The sequence below is a fragment of the Aureimonas sp. Leaf427 genome, assembly GCF_001425485.1.
Taxonomy (GTDB): Bacteria; Pseudomonadota; Alphaproteobacteria; order Rhizobiales; family Rhizobiaceae; genus Plantimonas.
The window spans coordinates 435,969-451,264 of record NZ_LMQW01000001.1; the positions used below are offsets into that span (position 1 = coordinate 435,969).

At 72.4% G+C, this 15,296-nt stretch carries 14 protein-coding genes; 10 read left to right on the plus strand and 4 right to left on the minus strand.

From position 1 onward, the window contains the following. Window position 1 precedes the first annotated feature (1 nt). Genes ASG62_RS01860 through ASG62_RS01870 form a run of 3 tightly spaced genes read right to left on the minus strand, consistent with a single transcriptional unit; the run spans window position 2 to window position 2,150 of the window. Complete coding sequence (locus ASG62_RS01860; protein WP_056694364.1) at window positions 2-484, minus strand: hypothetical protein; 483 nt, start codon at window positions 482-484, stop codon at window positions 2-4. Next, a complete protein-coding gene (gspM, locus tag ASG62_RS01865; RefSeq protein WP_056694363.1) occupies window positions 481-1,047 on the minus strand; it encodes a type II secretion system protein GspM in 567 nt (188 codons plus the stop codon). The genes ASG62_RS01860 and gspM overlap by 4 nt, the downstream gene beginning before the upstream one ends. After that, a complete protein-coding gene (locus ASG62_RS01870) occupies window positions 1,044-2,150 on the minus strand; it encodes a hypothetical protein (protein ID WP_056694361.1) in 1,107 nt (368 codons plus the stop codon). Before ASG62_RS01870 ends, gspM begins: the two co-directional genes overlap by 4 nt. Window positions 2,151-2,341: 191 nt before the next feature. On the opposite strand from ASG62_RS01870, the gene ASG62_RS01875 reads away from it, so the two are divergent. The 7 genes from ASG62_RS01875 to ASG62_RS01905 all read left to right on the plus strand — a co-directional run bounded on the left by ASG62_RS01875 (window position 2,342) and on the right by ASG62_RS01905 (window position 10,036). Beyond that, entirely contained in the window at window positions 2,342-4,057 is a 1,716-nt protein-coding gene (locus ASG62_RS01875; RefSeq protein WP_056694359.1) for a GspE/PulE family protein, read from the plus strand. After that, window positions 4,054-5,268 carry a type II secretion system F family protein gene (locus ASG62_RS01880; protein ID WP_056694357.1) on the plus strand — a complete coding sequence of 405 codons (1,215 nt, stop codon included), beginning with the start codon at window positions 4,054-4,056 and terminating at the stop codon, window positions 5,266-5,268. The genes ASG62_RS01875 and ASG62_RS01880 overlap by 4 nt, the downstream gene beginning before the upstream one ends. Then, window positions 5,265-5,708, plus strand: coding sequence for a GspH/FimT family pseudopilin (locus ASG62_RS26920; RefSeq protein ID WP_056694356.1), 444 nt, complete (start codon window positions 5,265-5,267; stop codon window positions 5,706-5,708). Before ASG62_RS01880 ends, ASG62_RS26920 begins: the two co-directional genes overlap by 4 nt. After that, window positions 5,705-6,085 (plus strand): prepilin-type N-terminal cleavage/methylation domain-containing protein, encoded by a 381-nt coding sequence (locus ASG62_RS26925; RefSeq protein WP_056694354.1) that lies wholly within the window; start codon window positions 5,705-5,707, stop codon window positions 6,083-6,085. The genes ASG62_RS26920 and ASG62_RS26925 overlap by 4 nt, the downstream gene beginning before the upstream one ends. Before the next feature lies 1 nt (window position 6,086). Then, window positions 6,087-6,752, plus strand: coding sequence for a hypothetical protein (locus ASG62_RS01895; protein WP_056694352.1), 666 nt, complete (start codon window positions 6,087-6,089; stop codon window positions 6,750-6,752). Between the two features lie 175 nt (window positions 6,753-6,927). Continuing rightward, window positions 6,928-9,006, plus strand: a complete 2,079-nt coding sequence (gspD, locus tag ASG62_RS01900) for a type II secretion system secretin GspD (RefSeq protein WP_156381919.1) — start codon at window positions 6,928-6,930, stop codon at window positions 9,004-9,006. Window positions 9,007-9,010: 4 nt separating this feature from the next. Beyond that, window positions 9,011-10,036: a type II secretion system protein GspK gene (locus ASG62_RS01905; RefSeq protein WP_056694348.1), complete on the plus strand. Its 1,026-nt coding sequence runs from the start codon at window positions 9,011-9,013 to the stop codon at window positions 10,034-10,036. On the opposite strand, the gene ASG62_RS01910 is transcribed toward ASG62_RS01905, so the two are convergent. Further along, the gene (locus tag ASG62_RS01910; protein WP_056694346.1) at window positions 10,033-10,506 is read right to left on the minus strand and encodes a prepilin peptidase; all 474 of its coding nucleotides are present in this window, start codon (window positions 10,504-10,506) and stop codon (window positions 10,033-10,035) included. The genes ASG62_RS01905 and ASG62_RS01910 overlap by 4 nt on opposite strands. A 131-nt stretch (window positions 10,507-10,637) precedes the next feature. Here ASG62_RS01910 and gspG point away from each other — a divergent pair, with 131 nt between their 5' ends. The 3 genes from gspG (at window position 10,638) to ASG62_RS01925 (ending at window position 15,293) form a co-directional block, all read left to right on the plus strand. Next, a complete protein-coding gene (gene gspG, locus ASG62_RS01915; protein WP_056694345.1) occupies window positions 10,638-11,081 on the plus strand; it encodes a type II secretion system major pseudopilin GspG in 444 nt (147 codons plus the stop codon). Between the two features lie 214 nt (window positions 11,082-11,295). Continuing rightward, the gene (locus ASG62_RS01920; protein WP_056694344.1) at window positions 11,296-14,550 is read left to right on the plus strand and encodes a ricin-type beta-trefoil lectin domain protein; all 3,255 of its coding nucleotides are present in this window, start codon (window positions 11,296-11,298) and stop codon (window positions 14,548-14,550) included. A 152-nt stretch (window positions 14,551-14,702) separates the two neighbouring features. Continuing rightward, on the plus strand, window positions 14,703-15,293 hold the full coding sequence (locus ASG62_RS01925; RefSeq protein WP_056694342.1) for an SCO family protein: 591 nt from the start codon (window positions 14,703-14,705) through the stop codon (window positions 15,291-15,293). Window positions 15,294-15,296: the final 3 nt, after the last annotated feature.

Here is a 15,296-nt window from a genome sequence, read left to right on the forward strand (position 1 = left end):
ATCACTGCGGCAGCAGCGCGTCCCGCGACCGGAGGACCAGCGTCTCGCCGCCCCGGCGCAGCGTCACGCGCTGCGGCTCGATGGCGCTCACCGTCCAGCCACCGATTGCGCTGCCGATGCCCTGCCAACCCTCGCCGCCGGCGAACATGACCTTGCGCGCCGATCCTCCGACGAGAATGCCGGCGATCCGCGCCGGCGCCTCCGCGACGGGCGCGAGATCGACGACAGGTTCCACACCGCTCGGCAGGACGGCCGTCTCGTCGACCGGGCGATGCTGCACGTCGAAAGGCGAGGCCCGGCGATAGGCGCCCTCGACGGCGGAGCCGGGCGGCGTCGGCAGAGCGACGCCCGCGCGCCCCGCCCCGTCGGAGCGGCCGGGCACGACCGGCACGAGCGCGGCAGCGGCGATCGCGAGGAGGCCGAGGGCGAGCGTCGCGGCGGCGAAGCGGTCGGAGCGGCGCGACTGCGACAGGCGTATCGTCATGGCGATGCCGTCGGAAAGGGCACGGCGGAGAGGATCGCCGTGCCGCGGGCCACGCGCACGGAGCCGTCGAGCGCGCTCTTCACGGAGAGCTCGCGCACGCGCACGAAGGGCGGCCGCGTCTCGAGATCGGCGAGGAAGGCGTAGAGCCCGCTCTCGGTCGCGGAAAAGCCGAGCTGGACCTCCACCGGGGCGCCCGGCTTCTCCTTGGGCGTCCCCGGCCGTTCATCCCGAGGTAAAGGAGCGAGGCTTTCGATCCGCAACCTGTCTGGCGCGACCACGCCGGAAAGCCGCGCCTGCAGCGCCTCCAGCGCCGCGCCGGCATCGGCCGCGACGAGGAAGGGCGGGTTAGCGACGGCGGCGAGCGAGGCGAGGGACGCGCGCCGCGCCTCCAGCCGGTCGAGGCGCTCGAGCAGCGCGGCCTCCGTCTCGATCGCCTCGGCGCGCTCGCCGAACCCCGTAAAGGGCGAGACGAGAAGCGGCACCGAGAGGACGAGGAGAAGCGCCAGAATCGCCAGCGCCGCGAGGCGGCGGGCGAGCGGCGAGCGGGCGAAAAGCTCCGTCATGCGCCGGGCCCCGGCAGCGCCCCGCGCGGGGACGGCGCGGGAAGGGTCAGGACCAGCGTTCCGACCGCGCCCTCCATGGCCTCGACGCTTGCGAAGAAGGGGCTGGCGGCGAGCGCGGCCCGCGTCTTCGCCGCATCGCCGCCCTCCGTCGACAGGACGAACTGCCCCTTGCCGAGCGGCCCGGCGCCGAACTGGAACCGCGTCAGATGCACGTTGGACGGCAGTCGCGTTGCGATGTCGTCGAGGAGATAGGCGACGGGAACCTGCCGCCCGAAGCTCTCCAGCGCATCCGCGACGGCGGAGGCGGCGCGCGCGGCCGCGCCGGGCGAAAGGGCCACGGCCCGCTCGAGGGACAGCTCGGCCAGCGCCGCCTCCTGGCGGGCGGCCACGACGAAGGGCGCGGCGAGGACGAGAAGCGCGGCCAGCGCCACGACCGCCTTCGACCGGCGCGGCAGCCGCGCCAGAAAAGCGCCGAGCGTCGGATCGCGCCCGTCCATCAGATCGACCGGCATCATGCGCCCCTCGGCCTCGCCGACGGTCAGCCGCGTCAGGGTCAGGCCCGCCCCGCCCAGCAGCTCCGCGACGCCGGCGATGCGCGAGCGCGCCAGGACGACCTGCACCAGCTGCAGCTCGCGCGTCGCGGGGTCCTCGGCCTCGACATACCAGTCGGAGAGAAGATCGGCGGCGGCGAGCGGCATCAGCTCCTCGATCTCGGCCTTCAGGATCGCGCCCGCATGGGAGAGCGCCCGACCCGGAATGCGCGTGCGCCTGACGAGGCAGAGCGAGACCGGCACGGAGAGCCGCACGCTGCGCCGGCCGGTGCTGCCGACGAGCGCCGCCACATGGGCCGCGAGCAACTCGGACGGCGCCATCGCCTCCGCCTCGCCCGGCAGAGGCGCCTTGGCATGGGTAAGCCTTGCGAAGGCGATGCTCCCGTCCTCGAAGAGCGAGCAGCCGAAGGCGGCGGGCGCGGCGACCGTTCGCGCCTTCAGGCTGTCCGGCACGAGGCCGCGCAGTTCGGCAAGCCACCAGCGCGGCAGCGAACCGAGCGTGTCGCCGACACTTCCGCCTCCCGCCCCGCCGCTGCCCCGCCCCTCGACCACCCGTCAAGCTCCCGTCCGATCTTTCGTCCATCAATGCTCACGAAACCTCTACGGATTACTGAAGACGCTCGCGGACCCTGCCGGGAGCCCCCTCGCAAGGCTCGTCGGAGGCGTGGCCCCCCTGTCGGGCAAGACGGGCAAGAGAGGAACCGATGCGCGTCTGGGGATCGAAGAGGCGTCCGGCCGCCCCGATGGCCGACCGCAGACTGGCCGTCCGGGGCTCGGCCATGCCGACCGCCGAGGACTTCCTCGCCCATCTCGTCGCGACCGGTCTTCTGGAGGTCGGCGCCGCCGACCGGGCCCGCGCCGCCGCCGAGACGCTGCCCTCGCTGCCGAACGTCCTCACCGAACTCGGTCTTCTCGACGAGGCCGATCTCGTCGCCGCTCTCGCCGCTTTCACCGGCCTTGCCGCCGCCGCGCCGGAGGCGCTGCCGGCCGAGCCCATCCTTGTCGAGGCGATCTCGGCCGACTACTGCCGCCGGGCCCGCATCCTGCCGCTCGCCGCCGATCCGTCCCCGGTGCTCGCCGTCGTCGATCCGTTCCGCACCGAGCGCATCGAGGCGCTTCTCTATGCGCTCGGCGGCGCCGAGCTCCGCCTGATCGGGCCGAACGCCTTCGAGACCGCCTGCCGAAGGCTCTACGGCGAGGAGGGCGCGGCGGCGGAAGCCGAGGCGGACCACCCGGTTCTCGGCGGCGACATGGAGCGGCTGGAGGATGCGGCGCGCCAGGCGCCCATCATCCGCCTCGCCAACACGCTCTTTCGCATCGCCTTCGAGCTCGGCGCCTCCGACATCCACATCGAGCCCGGCGAGAGTGAGCTCGTCGCGCGGTTTCGCGTGGACGGCGTGCTCGTTCGCCCGGAAGTCCTGCCGAAATCGGCACAGACGGGCCTCGCCACCCGCATCAAGATCCTCTCCGAGCTGAACATCGCCGAGCGGCGCCTGCCGCAGGACGGGCGCATGAAGCTGGTCGATCGCGGCCGCGAGGTGGACGTTCGCGTCTCCGTCCTGCCGACTGCCCATGGCGAGGCGCTGGTCCTGCGCCTTCTCGGCCAGTCGAAGAAGCCCGGCGGCTACGAGGCGCTGGGCTTTCCGAGCGATCTCGCCGGTCGCATCGACGCCATGGCGGCGCGGCCGAACGGCATCTTCCTCGTCACCGGCCCGACCGGATCGGGCAAGACGACGACGCTCTACACGCTCCTCCAGCGCCTGAACGACGGGCGCAACAAGATCGTGACCGTGGAGGACCCCGTCGAGTACCGCGTCTCCGGCGTGACGCAGGTCCAGACCCATTCCGCCATCGGGCTCGATTTCGCCGCGGCGCTCCGCTCCATCCTGCGCCAGGACCCCGACATCGTCATGGTCGGCGAGATCCGCGACCGGGAGACCGCAGAGATCGCGGTCCAGGCCGCGCTGACGGGCCATCTCGTCCTCTCCACGCTCCACACCAATTCGGCCGCCGCCGCCGTCACGCGCCTCGTGGACATGGGCGTCGAGCCCTATCTCCTCGCCGCCGTCCTGAATGGCGTCCTCGCCCAGCGCCTCCTCCGCCTCCTCTGCACGGACTGCCGCACGGTCGCGGTCGCCACGCCCGCCGAACGCGCCATCCTGCGGCGCCACCGGCCCGCTCTCGCCGGGGCGGAGGGCGTGCTCCTCGCCCATGCCAAAGGCTGTCCCGCCTGCAACGGCACGGGCTATCGCGGCCGGACCGTCGTCGCGGAAGGGCTGGAGATCGATCGCGCGCTCTCGGCCCTCGTCTCCTCGGGCGCCGGCGAGCGCGCCCTCGAGGATGCGGCGCGGGGCAAGGGCATGGAGACGCTCGCCGCCCACGGCATCGCCAAGGCGCTGGCGCTGGAGACGAGCCTGGAAGAGGTGCTGCGGCACCTGGGCGGCGGAGACGCCGCGTGAGCCGCTATCGCTACGAGGGCATCGACCGCGCCGGGCTTCTGCGCCGCGGCCGCGTCGAGGCCGAGACCCGCGCCAAGGCGCTGGCGCTGGCGGGCGCGGGGGGTCTTCGCGTCACGAGTCTCGAGGCGCTCGGCACGCGGGAGAGCATCTGGACGCGCGATCTCTTCGGCTCCGGCAAGGTCGCCGAGGCCGACGTGCTGACCGTGGTGAAGGACCTCTCGACGCTGATCGCGGCCGATCTCACGATCGACCGGACGCTCCGCCTCGTCATCCGGCAGGCGCCCAAGAGCATGGTGCCGATCCTGGAGGCGGTCCTGTCCGACGTGCTGGCCGGCCTGCCCCTCTCCCGGGCGCTCGCCAAACATCCCAAGGCCTTTCCGCGCGACGTGGTGGAGGTCGCGGCGGCCGGGGAGCTGACCGGCACGCTCGGCCGCGTCCTCGCCGATCTCGCCACCTCCATGTCCCGCGCCCAGGAGATCCGGCGCACCATCGTCTCCGCCCTCATCTATCCGAGCCTTCTCCTCATCCTCGCGCTCGGCATCGTCGGGCTCGTCGTCGGCGTGCTCGTGCCCGCGCTGGAGCCGCTCTTCGACCAGCCCGGCGTCGAGCCGCCGGCCGTGATCGCGCTGACGCGAAGCGTGGAAGCCGTGCTCGGCGCCTATTGGCCCGTCATCCTCGCCGCGCTCGCCCTCGCCCTCGCGACCCTCGCCGCCGCCTGGCGCCGGCCGCGCTTCGCGGAGGCGCGCGAGCGGCTGCTCCTGCGCCTGCCCCTGCTCGGGCCCGTCCTCGTCGGCATCGAGGCCGGGCGGATCTGCCGGACGCTCGGCACGCTGCTCGGCGCGAGCGTGCCGGTGCCGGCAGCGCTGGCCGCGACGCGCCTCGTGCCCCGCCGCCTCGTCTTCCGCCGGGCCGTGGACGAGGCCGCGCGCCGCGTGCCCGAGGGTGCCCGGCTGGCAAGCGCCCTCTCCGGGCTCGAACGCCTCTCGCCGCTGACGCTGCGGATGATCGCCACGGGCGAGGAGGTGAACCGCGTGCCCGACATGCTGATGCGCGCCGCCGAACTGCACGAGGAGGAGGTGCGCCTTCGCCTCGACCGCCTCTTCACCGCCATGACGCCGATCATCACCGCCGGCCTCGGCCTCGTCATCGGCGGGCTCATTCTCTCCATCATGAGCGCCATCCTCTCCGTCAACGATCTGGCCCTGCGATGAGCCGGACCGGCGACGAGGACGGTTTCACCCTGGCCGAGATGCTGGTCGTGCTGGCCATCCTCTCGCTCGTCGCGGGGGCATCCGGCCTTGCGCTGGCCTCCGGCCGGACGGCCCGCGAGCTGCCCCGCACGGTCGAGCGCCTCGCCGACGATCTCAGACGCACGCGCATCGACGCGATCCGCTCGGGCCGCATGCGCAGCCTCGCCTTCGATCTTCCCGCGCGGCTCTGGCGCCGCGAGACCGCCGAGCCCGTCGCGATCCCGCCCTCCGTGACTCTGGACCTCACCACGGCGCGCGAGGCGAACGAGGGCGCGGCCGCCATCGCCTTCCTGCCGAACGGCCGCTCGACCGGCGGGCGCGTCGATCTCGGCAACGGCATCGGGCGGCGCAGCCTCGTCGTGGACTGGCTGACCGGGGCGGTGCGCGAGGTCGCGCCGTGAGCGGGCCGTCCGACGAGGAGGGCTTCGCGCTGGCCGAGGTGCTCGTCGCCTTCGCGATCCTCGCGCTCGTCATGCTCGCCATGATGCGCGCCTTCGCCGGCACGACCGCGACCCTTCGCGCCACGGCCGCCGGCGAGGCTCGGCTGGAGCTGGCCGAGCGCATCGTCGCGGAGCGCCGGGCCGAACCCGGCCTTTCGCCGGGCCGGCGCGAAGGCGTGGAGGAGGGCCTCGCCTGGACCTCGGTGGTGGAGCCCGTCGACGGCGCCGAGCCGAGGCCGGGCTTCCCGCGACTGCTCCGGCTCGTCGTCGCGGTCGGCCGGTCGGCTGGCGAGCCCGCGCAGCCCGTCCTCGCCACGCTCGTGCTGGCCGGCGGCTGACATGGCCGATGTCTCGACGTTTCCCGAACCCGACGATCCCGAAGGCGGCACGACGCTCGTCGAACTTCTCGTCGCGCTCGCTCTCCTCGCGCTGATCGCGCTCTTCATCGGCGAGGGCATAGCCTCGCTTCGGGCCATGGCGCCGGTGGCGCGGCGGATCGAGGCGGCCGGCGACGTCGCCCTCGTGCGCGACCATCTCCGGCAGACGCTCGGCGAGGCGCTGGCGAACCTGCCCGGCGGGGACGCGCCCTTTCGCGGACGGGCGCAGAGGCTCGCCTTCCTGGCGCCGGGCGATCCGTTTCTCGAAGTCGGCGGCGTCAGCCAGATCCTGATCACGATCGAGCCCGGCGCCTCCGGGCTGGATCTGGTGGAGACGCGGCGCGTCCAGCGCGGCACCGGGGCCGAGCCCGGCGCGCGCACGCTCCTCCTCTCCGGCATCGAGAGCGCGGGCTTCTCCTATGCCCCGCCGATCACCGGCGATGCGCCGGACTGGCGGCCGGACTGGGACGCGGCGGGCGCTCCGCCCGCGCTCGTCCGCCTCGATCTCACGATGAAGGACGGCGCCCGCCCACTGCCGCCGCTCGTCGTCCATCCCGGCAATGCCGGGTCCGGCGGGGAGCACCGGCCCGCGCCGAAACCGGACGACGCCCCTTCGCCGGCCGGCTGAGGCGGGGCGCGGCGGACGCTGCGGAAGGTCAGCCACGGACCACGTTGGCTTTCTACGGTCGTGCCGACGTTCGAATCGGGTGCGGATCATGGTGTCGCCGCGAAAGCCCGGCTGTCGGTGGATATCGCGTTCGATGAAGTGGCAGCCCGTTTCAAGCGTCGGAGTGAAGGCCCGCATGCGCGCCCTGACCGCCACGCTGCTCGGCGCGTCCATCGCCCTCACCGCCTGCACCCCGCCGGAGGGCGGCACGCCCCTGCGCAGCGGCCTCGAAGCCACGCGATCGCTGGGCGAGCCCCGCAGCGCGGACGGGCGGACCACCCTCTTCGGCTCGCCGAGAGCCCGTCCCGGCGAGATCGCCCTCTCCCGCAGCGCCGAGCGCCGCGCGGCACCGCTCTATCTCGACCAGGGCGAGGGAGTGACGCTGAACCTCGTCGAGGTGCCGATCGCGGTGGCGGCGAACGCGATCTTCGTCGACATCCTCCATTCCAGCGTCGTCGTCGGCGACGACGTGACGGGAACGATCACCCTCCAGACCTCCGAGCCCGTTCCCAAACAGGCGCTGGTGGACAGCTTCCAGTCTGTGCTCTCCGCCAAGGGGCTCACGGTCTCCAGGGTCGGCGCGGGCTACCGCATCTCTGCCGGGCTCGACCAGGTGAACACCGGCAGCCTCTCCTTCGCGAGGCGGGCGGACGGCGTGCAGGTCGGCTCCGGCGCGCGCCTCGTGCCGCTGCGCAACATCTCGGCGACCGAGATGGCGCGCGTCCTCGCGCCGATCGCGCCCTCCGGCGTCCTTCGCGCCGATCCCGTGCGCAACGTCCTCATCCTCACCGGCACGGCCGAGCAGATCCGCTCCATGCAGGAGGCGGTGCAGCTCTTCGACGTCGACTGGATGCGCGGGCGCTCCGTCTCGATCTTTCCCCTCTCGACGGGCGCCGACCCTTCGGCCATCGCCAAGCAGCTCGAAGAGGTCTTCGGCGGCGCGAACGGCCCCTCGGAGGGCAATGTGCGCTTCGTGCCGAGCCGCGAGCTGAACTCGATCATGGTCATCGCCACCAATCCGCGCCATCTCGACCGCGCGCGCAGCTACATCGCGCAGTTCGACGGCCTCGCCTCCGCCAATTCCACGCAGACCTTCGTCTACAAGGTCGAGAACCGGCCCGCCAAGGAACTGGCCTCCATCGTTCAGGGCATGGTGTCGGGCGAGGGCGAGACCGGCCTCGGCAGCGGGCTCTCGGCCCTGCGCGGCTCGACCGACGCGGCCACCGAAGGGGACGCGGGCGCCTCGGCCGCCGATGCGGTGGCGGCGAGCCCGGCCAGCTCCTTCTCGGCGGGCCGCATGAAGGTCGTGGCCGACGAGCCGAACAACGCGCTGATCATCGTCGCGACCAAGGCGCAGTACGACAAGCTCCTGCCGATCCTCACCTCCTCCGACCGCATGGCGAACCAGGTGCTGATCGAGGCCGTGATCGCCGAGGTCACGCTGAACGACGAGCTGAAGTTCGGCCTTCGCTGGTTCTTCGAGAACGGCGAGAGCGGCGTGAAGCACCGCTCGCTTCTGTCGGACGCGGCCAACGGCGCGGTGGCCGCCGCCGTGCCCGGCTTCTCCTACTTCTTCTCCGACGTGAACTTTCAGGTCGTGCTCAACGCGCTGGCCAGCGTCACCAACGTCAAGGTCATCTCCTCGCCGACCCTCACCGTCCTCGACAATCGCACCGCCCGCCTGCAGATCGGCGATCAGGTGCCCGTCGTCACGCAGACCGCGACCTCCACGACGGCGACGATCAACGCGCCGATCGTCAACCAGGTCGAGATGAAGGACACCGGCGTTATCCTCTCGGTGACGCCGCGCGTGAACTCCAACGGCCACGTCCTCCTCAACATCGAGCAGGAGGTCAGCGACGTCGTGCGCACCACGACGTCCGGCATCGATTCGCCGACCATCCGCCAGCGCAAGGTCTCCACCACCGTCGTCGTGGACGACGGGCAGAGCATCGCGCTCGGCGGCCTCGTGCAGGAGACCAAGGACAAGGGCACCGATCAGGTGCCGGTGCTCGGCGACCTGCCCGTCGTCGGCGCGGCCTTCCGCAACCGCAAGGACGTGAAGCGCCGCACCGAGCTCGTGATCTTCATCCGCCCGCGCGTCATGCGCAACGGATCGGAGGCGGAAAGCGTGACGCGCGAGTTCCGCGACGGCCTCGCCCGCCTCGGGCTCGGCGGCGCCGACCGCACCACCCTCCAGCGCATCGCCGACTGAGCCGATGATGCCGGCGCCGGACGGAACGGCCGAGGACCGCGAAGCCGGCTTCGTCCTCCTCTCCGTCCTTCTCGCCGTCGCGCTCTTCATGGCGGCGGCGGCAAGCTTCGCGATCAAGTCGCATCTCGCCGCCCTTCAGGCCGGCAACCGCCTGGAACAGGCGCGGGCCCGCGCGCTCGCCGACGGCGCCGTTCTCTTCGCGGCCGACGCGCTCGCCGCCGCGCAAGCCGAGGCCGGTCCGCCGAAGGCACCCGGCGGAACGGCTCCGCCCGCTCCGGCCAAGCTGCGGCCCCTGCCCTTCGCCGCCGACGGCTCGCCGCTCGCCTGCGCCCTGTCGGACGGGCGGGCGATCGAGATCGTCGTGATCGACCAAGGCGGGCTTCTCGATCTCAACGCCGCCCCGCCCGAGATGATCGCCGATCTCCTGCGCCGGACCGGGCTCGACGGCGAGCGCGCGCTGCAGGCGGCGGCGGGGATCGTGGACTTCCGCGACGAGAACGACCTGCCGGAAGCGGGAGGCCCCAGCGAGGCGGCGGCCTATCGCGAAGCCGGCAAGCCCTGGGGGCCGCGCAACGGCGCCTTTCTCGATGCCGCCGAGATCGCGCAGCTCCCCGCCTTCCCGCCCGATCTCGCAACCCGCCTCCAGCCGCTCTTCACCGTCCACAACGGCGCGGCCGGACTCGACGTCTCGGTCATGGACCGCCGGGCCCGCGCGCTCCTGCCGAAAGAGATCGAGGAATCCAGCGACCTCGAGCGCTGGCGCACGCCCAGCCGACGCCGCGCCTTCGCCCTCGATGCGGCGCTCCGGCGCGAAGACGGCACGGTCGCGGCGGCCCGCCACGGCCTCGTCACCTTCGGCGAGACCGGGCCGGAGGCGCCCGCCGACGAGGCCGGCACGCCCCATCCCCCACGCATCCAAGAGTGGCGCGAGACCCTCGTTCCGCCGAGCGCCGAGCGCCTGCCGGCATCGGCCTCGCCCCTTTGCGAGCGACTGCGCCGCGCGCTGGAAGGCACGCCCGGCGCGGGCTAGATGCCCGCCAACCATGGCTCCGAGAGCACCGTCAGGAGAAGCGCCGCGGCGAGATAGGGGCCGAAGCGCAGGCGCGTCGTCCAGCCGAGACCGCCGCGGCGAAGGCCGGCGAGGCCCACCCCGAGAAGCGCGGCGAGCGAAGCGCCGAGCAGGAGAAAGGGCAGGCCCGCAAGGCCCGTCCAGAGCGTCGCGGCGGCGAGGAACTTCACGTCGCCGAGGCCGAGACCCTGCCGTCCGCGCAGGCGCCGATAGGCCGAGCGCAGGAGGAGAAGCAGGCAGGCGACGATCGCGCCGTCGAGGAGGCGCTCCGCCGCCATGCTCGGCCCCGCCACGAGCGCACGTGCGAGCCCGAGCCCGAAGACGGCCGCGTTGGCCGCATCGGGAATGCGCCCGGTCCGCGCATCGACGATCCCGACTGCGAGAAGCGGCGGGAGGAGAAGGGCGGGAAAGAGCCAGTCGGCAATCGGCATCCGGCTCCGAGGGGTTCTGCTGAGCGCCGGCGAAACGCGGACGCTCTTAACGGCCTTTCAGTCTCCCTAGCATAGGGTGCCCGCCAGCATAGCGTGCTCGGCAAGACAGTCGGCCGTTCAGGAGAGTTCGGATGACAATGCGTGCCAGGAAAGGCCTCACCGGGACCGAAGGCGCAGAAGAGGGCTTCACCCTCGTCGAGCTTCTCGTCGTCCTCGCCATCATCGCGCTGATCGGCACGCTCGTCGGCCCCCGCGTGCTCGGCTATATCGGCACGGCCAAGGCCGAGACGGCGACGACGCAGATCCGCAATCTCGGCAATGCGGTCGAGCTCTACTATCTCGACGTCGGCGCCTATCCGGCCGCCGACCGGGGCCTCTCCGCGCTCGTCCAGTCCGACGGCGCGGCCGGCTGGAACGGGCCCTACATCAAGTCCGCGACGGGCCTCGACGATCCCTGGGGCCGCCCCTACGCCTACGAGGCGGCGCCCGGCGGCTTCAAGATCCGCTCCCTCGGCCGCGACGGGGCGGCCGGCGGCACCGGCGAGGACGCCGACCTGGAATCGGCGGCGAACTGATCGCACCGGTCACGGCCGCGCCGCATGAAACGCGAGGCATCCTCGAAAGAGATCCGAAGTCGCCTCGTTTTCGATTCGAGTTTTAATCAATATAATTTTCGAGATTAACCCGATCGATACTAGCGGGAGACGGAAGCTTAAAGCTCATGCTATAGGCTGCCATCAACTGAAATTGAACGCGCGGCACATCGTCATGGCACCATCGAAGGTCTGGATGGCAGTTCTGCTGTCCGCGTTTCTCTCGGCGGCCTCTCTCGTCTCTCCGGCATCGGCCGACGCGCTTCCGCCCGCCGGGGCCGCGAAACTGACCTTCGGCACGGGCGGCCAGTGCCTTGCCAGCGCCTCCGCCACGCCCGCCAACGGGTCGGCCGCCACCGTCGCCGCCTGCGCATCCGCCTCGGACTTCACCTTCACCGCTGTGACCGGCGGCTACCGCATCAAGACGGGCGCGGTCTGCCTCGACGCCGGTGCCAACGGCGCGGCGCCCGAGTTCTGGACCTGCGACGGCTCCGCCGAGCAGGTCTGGGCGCTCTCGGCGAACGGCACGGGCTCGGCCGTCAAGAACAGCCGCTTCGCCAAGTGCATCCAAGGCGGCACCACGCCGACGCTCGCCACCTGCGCCCTGACGGCCGCCCAGAGCTGGTCGAGCCCCTCGGCGACGGGCACGGGCGGCGGCACTGGATCGGGCACCGGCACGACCAGCGCCTTGCCGCCCGCCACCGCTTCCAAGTTGACCTTCGGCACGGGCGGCCAGTGCCTCGCCAGCGCCTCCGCGACGCCCGCCAACGGGTCGGCCGCGACCATCGCCGCCTGCGCGTCCGGCACCAGCTTCACCTTCACCGCCGTCACCGGCGGCTACAGGATCGCGACCGGCTCGGTCTGCCTCGACGGCGGCGCCAACGGCACGGCGCCCGAATTCTGGACCTGCGACGGCTCCGCCGAACAGATCTGGGCGCTTTCGGCGAACGGCACGGGTTCGGCCCTCAAGAACAGCCGCTTCGCCAAGTGCATCCAGGGCGGCACCGCGCCGACCCTCGCCACCTGCGCCCTGACGACCGCACAGGCCTGGACCGCCTACACGGCGACCGGCACCGGTGGCGGCACCGGCGGCACGGGCGGCGGAACCGGCACGACCGGCGCCTTGCCGCCCGCGACAGCCTCCAAGCTCACCTTCGGCACGGGCGGCCAGTGCCTCGGCTCCGCCTCCGCGACGCCCGCGAACGGCACGGCCGCCACCATCGCCGCCTGCGCATCCGGCTCGGACGTCACCTTCACCACTGTGACCGGCGGCTACAGGATCGCGACCGGCTCGGTCTGCCTCGACGCCGGCGCCAACGGCACCGCGCCCGAGTTCTGGACCTGCGACGGGTCCGCCGAGCAGATCTGGACGCTTTCGGCGAACGGCAGCGGCTCGGGCGTCAAGAACAGCCGCTTCGCCAAGTGCATTGAGGGCGGCACCGCACCGACCCTCGCCACCTGCGCTGCGACGACCGCGCAGGCCTGGAGCGCCTATACGGCGACCGGCACAGGTGGAGGCACCGGCGGCACGGGCGGCGGAACCGGCGGCGGGGGCACGAATCCCGGCACCGGCGGGGGCACCGCCCTGCCGCCCGGCGACGCCGCGCCCGAGGGCGATCTCCTCCTGGTGAACCGCCGCAGCGGAAGCTGCCTCGCCGTTCCCGGCGCGACTCCGGCCGCCGGCATCGCCCTGAAGCAGCTCACCTGCCTTGCCAATGCGGCGGACACCTGGCGCTTCGTCGCGACCGCCGAGGGCTATCAGATCCGCAACGTCGCGACCGGCGCCTGCGCCGCCGCCACCGGAACGAAGGACGGCTCGGCCCTCGGCCAGCAGCCCTGCTCGACGTCGAATCTCGCCGCACTCTGGCGCCTGACGAAGACCGACGCCTGGTACAGGATCGCCCCGCTGAACGGCGGCGGCTGCATGACGCCGACCGGCGCGAACGACAATCGCGACGTCGATGCCGCCATCGTCCTGTGGACCTGCGACAATGCCGATCCGCAGCGCTGGACGCTCTCCGCCGCGAAGGCCGTCTCCAGCTGGGGCCCCGTCGCCAAGCTCAGCCTCGTCCCGGTCTCGGCGGCGACCCTGCCCTCGGGCAAGCTCCTCCTCTGGTCCGCCGACACGCGAACCTCCTTCGCCGACGGCAACACGATCACCTACACGACGACCTTCGACCCCGCCACGAACACGGCCAGCGAGAAGCTCGTCGCGACCGTCGGCCACGACATGTTCTGCCCCGGCATCTCGACGCTGGCGGACGGGCGCCTTCTCATCGCCGGCGGCCAGACGGGCAATCGCAGCACGATCTACGACCCCGCCAACGACACCTGGAAGGCCGGCCCCGCGCTGAACGTCTCGCGCGGCTACAACGGCATGACCACGCTCTCCACCGGCGAGGCCATCACGGTCGGCGGCTCCTGGTACGGCGGAATCGGCGGCAAGGTGGCGGAGGTCTTCTCGCCGACGGCCAACACTTGGCGCAAGCTCGCCAACATCCCGAGCGAACGCCTGCAACAGCCGGGCATCGATCCCTATCGCGGCGACAACTACGCCTGGCTCTTCGCGCTCGCCGACGGCACGATCTTCCATGCCGGCCCGAGCCAGGACATGCACTGGCTGCGCACGGACGGACAAGGCACCGTCGTCGATGCCGGCCGGCGCGCCGACGACGTCTTCGCCATGAACGGCAATGCCGTCATGTACGACACGAACAAGATCGCGATCTTCGGCGGCGCGGCCGACCAGACCGACGTTCCCGGCCGCGACGGCGTCTTCACCATCGACATCTCGAAGGGCTACGGCATCGCCCCGACGGTGGCGCGCCGTGCGCCGATGGCCTTCCCCCGCGCCTTCGCCAACACGACCGTCCTGCCCTCCGGCGAGACGGTGACGATCGGCGGGCAGAACATGGCGCGCGAGTTCACCGACGAGCGCCCCGTCATGATCCCCGAACTCTGGTCGCCCGCGACCGGACAGTTCAAGCGCCTCGCCCCGCATGCCGTGCCGCGCAACTATCACAGCTGGTCGACGCTGCTTCTCGACGGGCGCATCGCGTCGGGCGGCGGCGGCCTCTGCGGCGGCTGCGACTTCAACCATCCCGACCTCCAGATCCTGACGCCGCCCTATCTGCTCGACGCTGCCGGACAGGCCGCCGCGCGCCCCGCGATCGTCACGGCGACGGCGAGCGCGAAGGCCGGCGGCACGCTCGCCGTCCAGACGGACCGGGCGGTGGAAAGCTTCGCCCTCGTGCGCATGTCCTCGGTCACGCACTCGACCAACAACGACCAGCGCCGCGTGCCGCTCGCCATCGCCGCGCGGGCGGGCACCTCCTATCAGCTGAGCCTGCCCGCGCCCGCGACCGGGCAGCTCCTGGCCGGTCCCTGGATGCTTTTCGCGATGGATGCGGACGGCGTTCCGAGCGTCGCCAAGATCGTCCGCATCCAGTGATCCGGCGCCTCGCTGGAGGCCCGCGCGGCGACGACAACGACGCGCCGCGCGGGCGATCCGCCAACACAATATCAACGGCGGCGTGCGATGAGATCACCGGCGCCCTCGTCGCTTCCAGAGGACCGCGCCCGCCCGCTCGAGGTTGAGAGACGATGACCCGCAGCCGCCTTGCCGCCCTCGCCCTCCTCCTCGGCCTCGCCGCGCCCGGCGCGGCCTTGGCCGAGACGCTCGCCCCGGCCGCCGAGGCGGCGGCCAATCTCGTCGCCGGCCATTTCCGGCTGACGACCGGCGACGGGACGGTGGTGGATTCCGACGAGCTGGTCGGCCGGCCCTACGGGCTCTTCTTCGGCTTCACCAACTGTCCCGACATCTGCCCGACGACCCTGTCCGACCTGACGCTCGCGCTGCGCAGCCTGCCGCCGGCGGCGGGGGCTCTGCGCATCTACTTCGTCTCCGTCGATCCCGCCGACACGGCGGAGACGCTGACGCGCTATGCCGCCTCGTTCGATCCGCGCATCGTGCCGCTCGGCGGCGGGCCCGATGCCGTTGCGGAGGCGATCTCGACCTTCGGCGTCACGGTGCAGAAGACCGATCTCGGCGGCGGGCGCACCGCCTTCGGCCACACCGCCTCGGTCTTCCTCGTGGATGGCGACGGGCTGATCGTCGATCGCACCAACATGCAGGACGGGCCGGAGGTCATGGCCGGCAAGCTCGCCCGCCTCGCCGGCATCCCGGCGCTCTGAACC

What these genes read in the sequence shown, in the direction of transcription:
- ASG62_RS01925 (WP_056694342.1), top strand. Translation starts at nt 14,703, where the DNA reads ATGACCCGCAGCCGCCTTGCCGCCCTCGCCCTCCTCCTCGGCCTCGCC.
- ASG62_RS01860 (WP_056694364.1), bottom strand. Translation starts at nt 484, where the DNA reads ATGACGATACGCCTGTCGCAGTCGCGCCGCTCCGACCGCTTCGCCGCC.
- ASG62_RS01895 (WP_056694352.1), top strand. Translation starts at nt 6,087, where the DNA reads ATGGCCGATGTCTCGACGTTTCCCGAACCCGACGATCCCGAAGGCGGC.
- ASG62_RS26920 (WP_056694356.1), top strand. Translation starts at nt 5,265, where the DNA reads ATGAGCCGGACCGGCGACGAGGACGGTTTCACCCTGGCCGAGATGCTG.
- gspD (WP_156381919.1), top strand. Translation starts at nt 6,928, where the DNA reads ATGCGCGCCCTGACCGCCACGCTGCTCGGCGCGTCCATCGCCCTCACC.
- ASG62_RS01875 (WP_056694359.1), top strand. Translation starts at nt 2,342, where the DNA reads ATGGCCGACCGCAGACTGGCCGTCCGGGGCTCGGCCATGCCGACCGCC.
- ASG62_RS01920 (WP_056694344.1), top strand. Translation starts at nt 11,296, where the DNA reads ATGGCAGTTCTGCTGTCCGCGTTTCTCTCGGCGGCCTCTCTCGTCTCT.
- gspG (WP_056694345.1), top strand. Translation starts at nt 10,638, where the DNA reads ATGACAATGCGTGCCAGGAAAGGCCTCACCGGGACCGAAGGCGCAGAA.
- ASG62_RS01905 (WP_056694348.1), top strand. Translation starts at nt 9,011, where the DNA reads ATGATGCCGGCGCCGGACGGAACGGCCGAGGACCGCGAAGCCGGCTTC.
- ASG62_RS01910 (WP_056694346.1), bottom strand. Translation starts at nt 10,506, where the DNA reads ATGCCGATTGCCGACTGGCTCTTTCCCGCCCTTCTCCTCCCGCCGCTT.
- gspM (WP_056694363.1), bottom strand. Translation starts at nt 1,047, where the DNA reads ATGACGGAGCTTTTCGCCCGCTCGCCGCTCGCCCGCCGCCTCGCGGCG.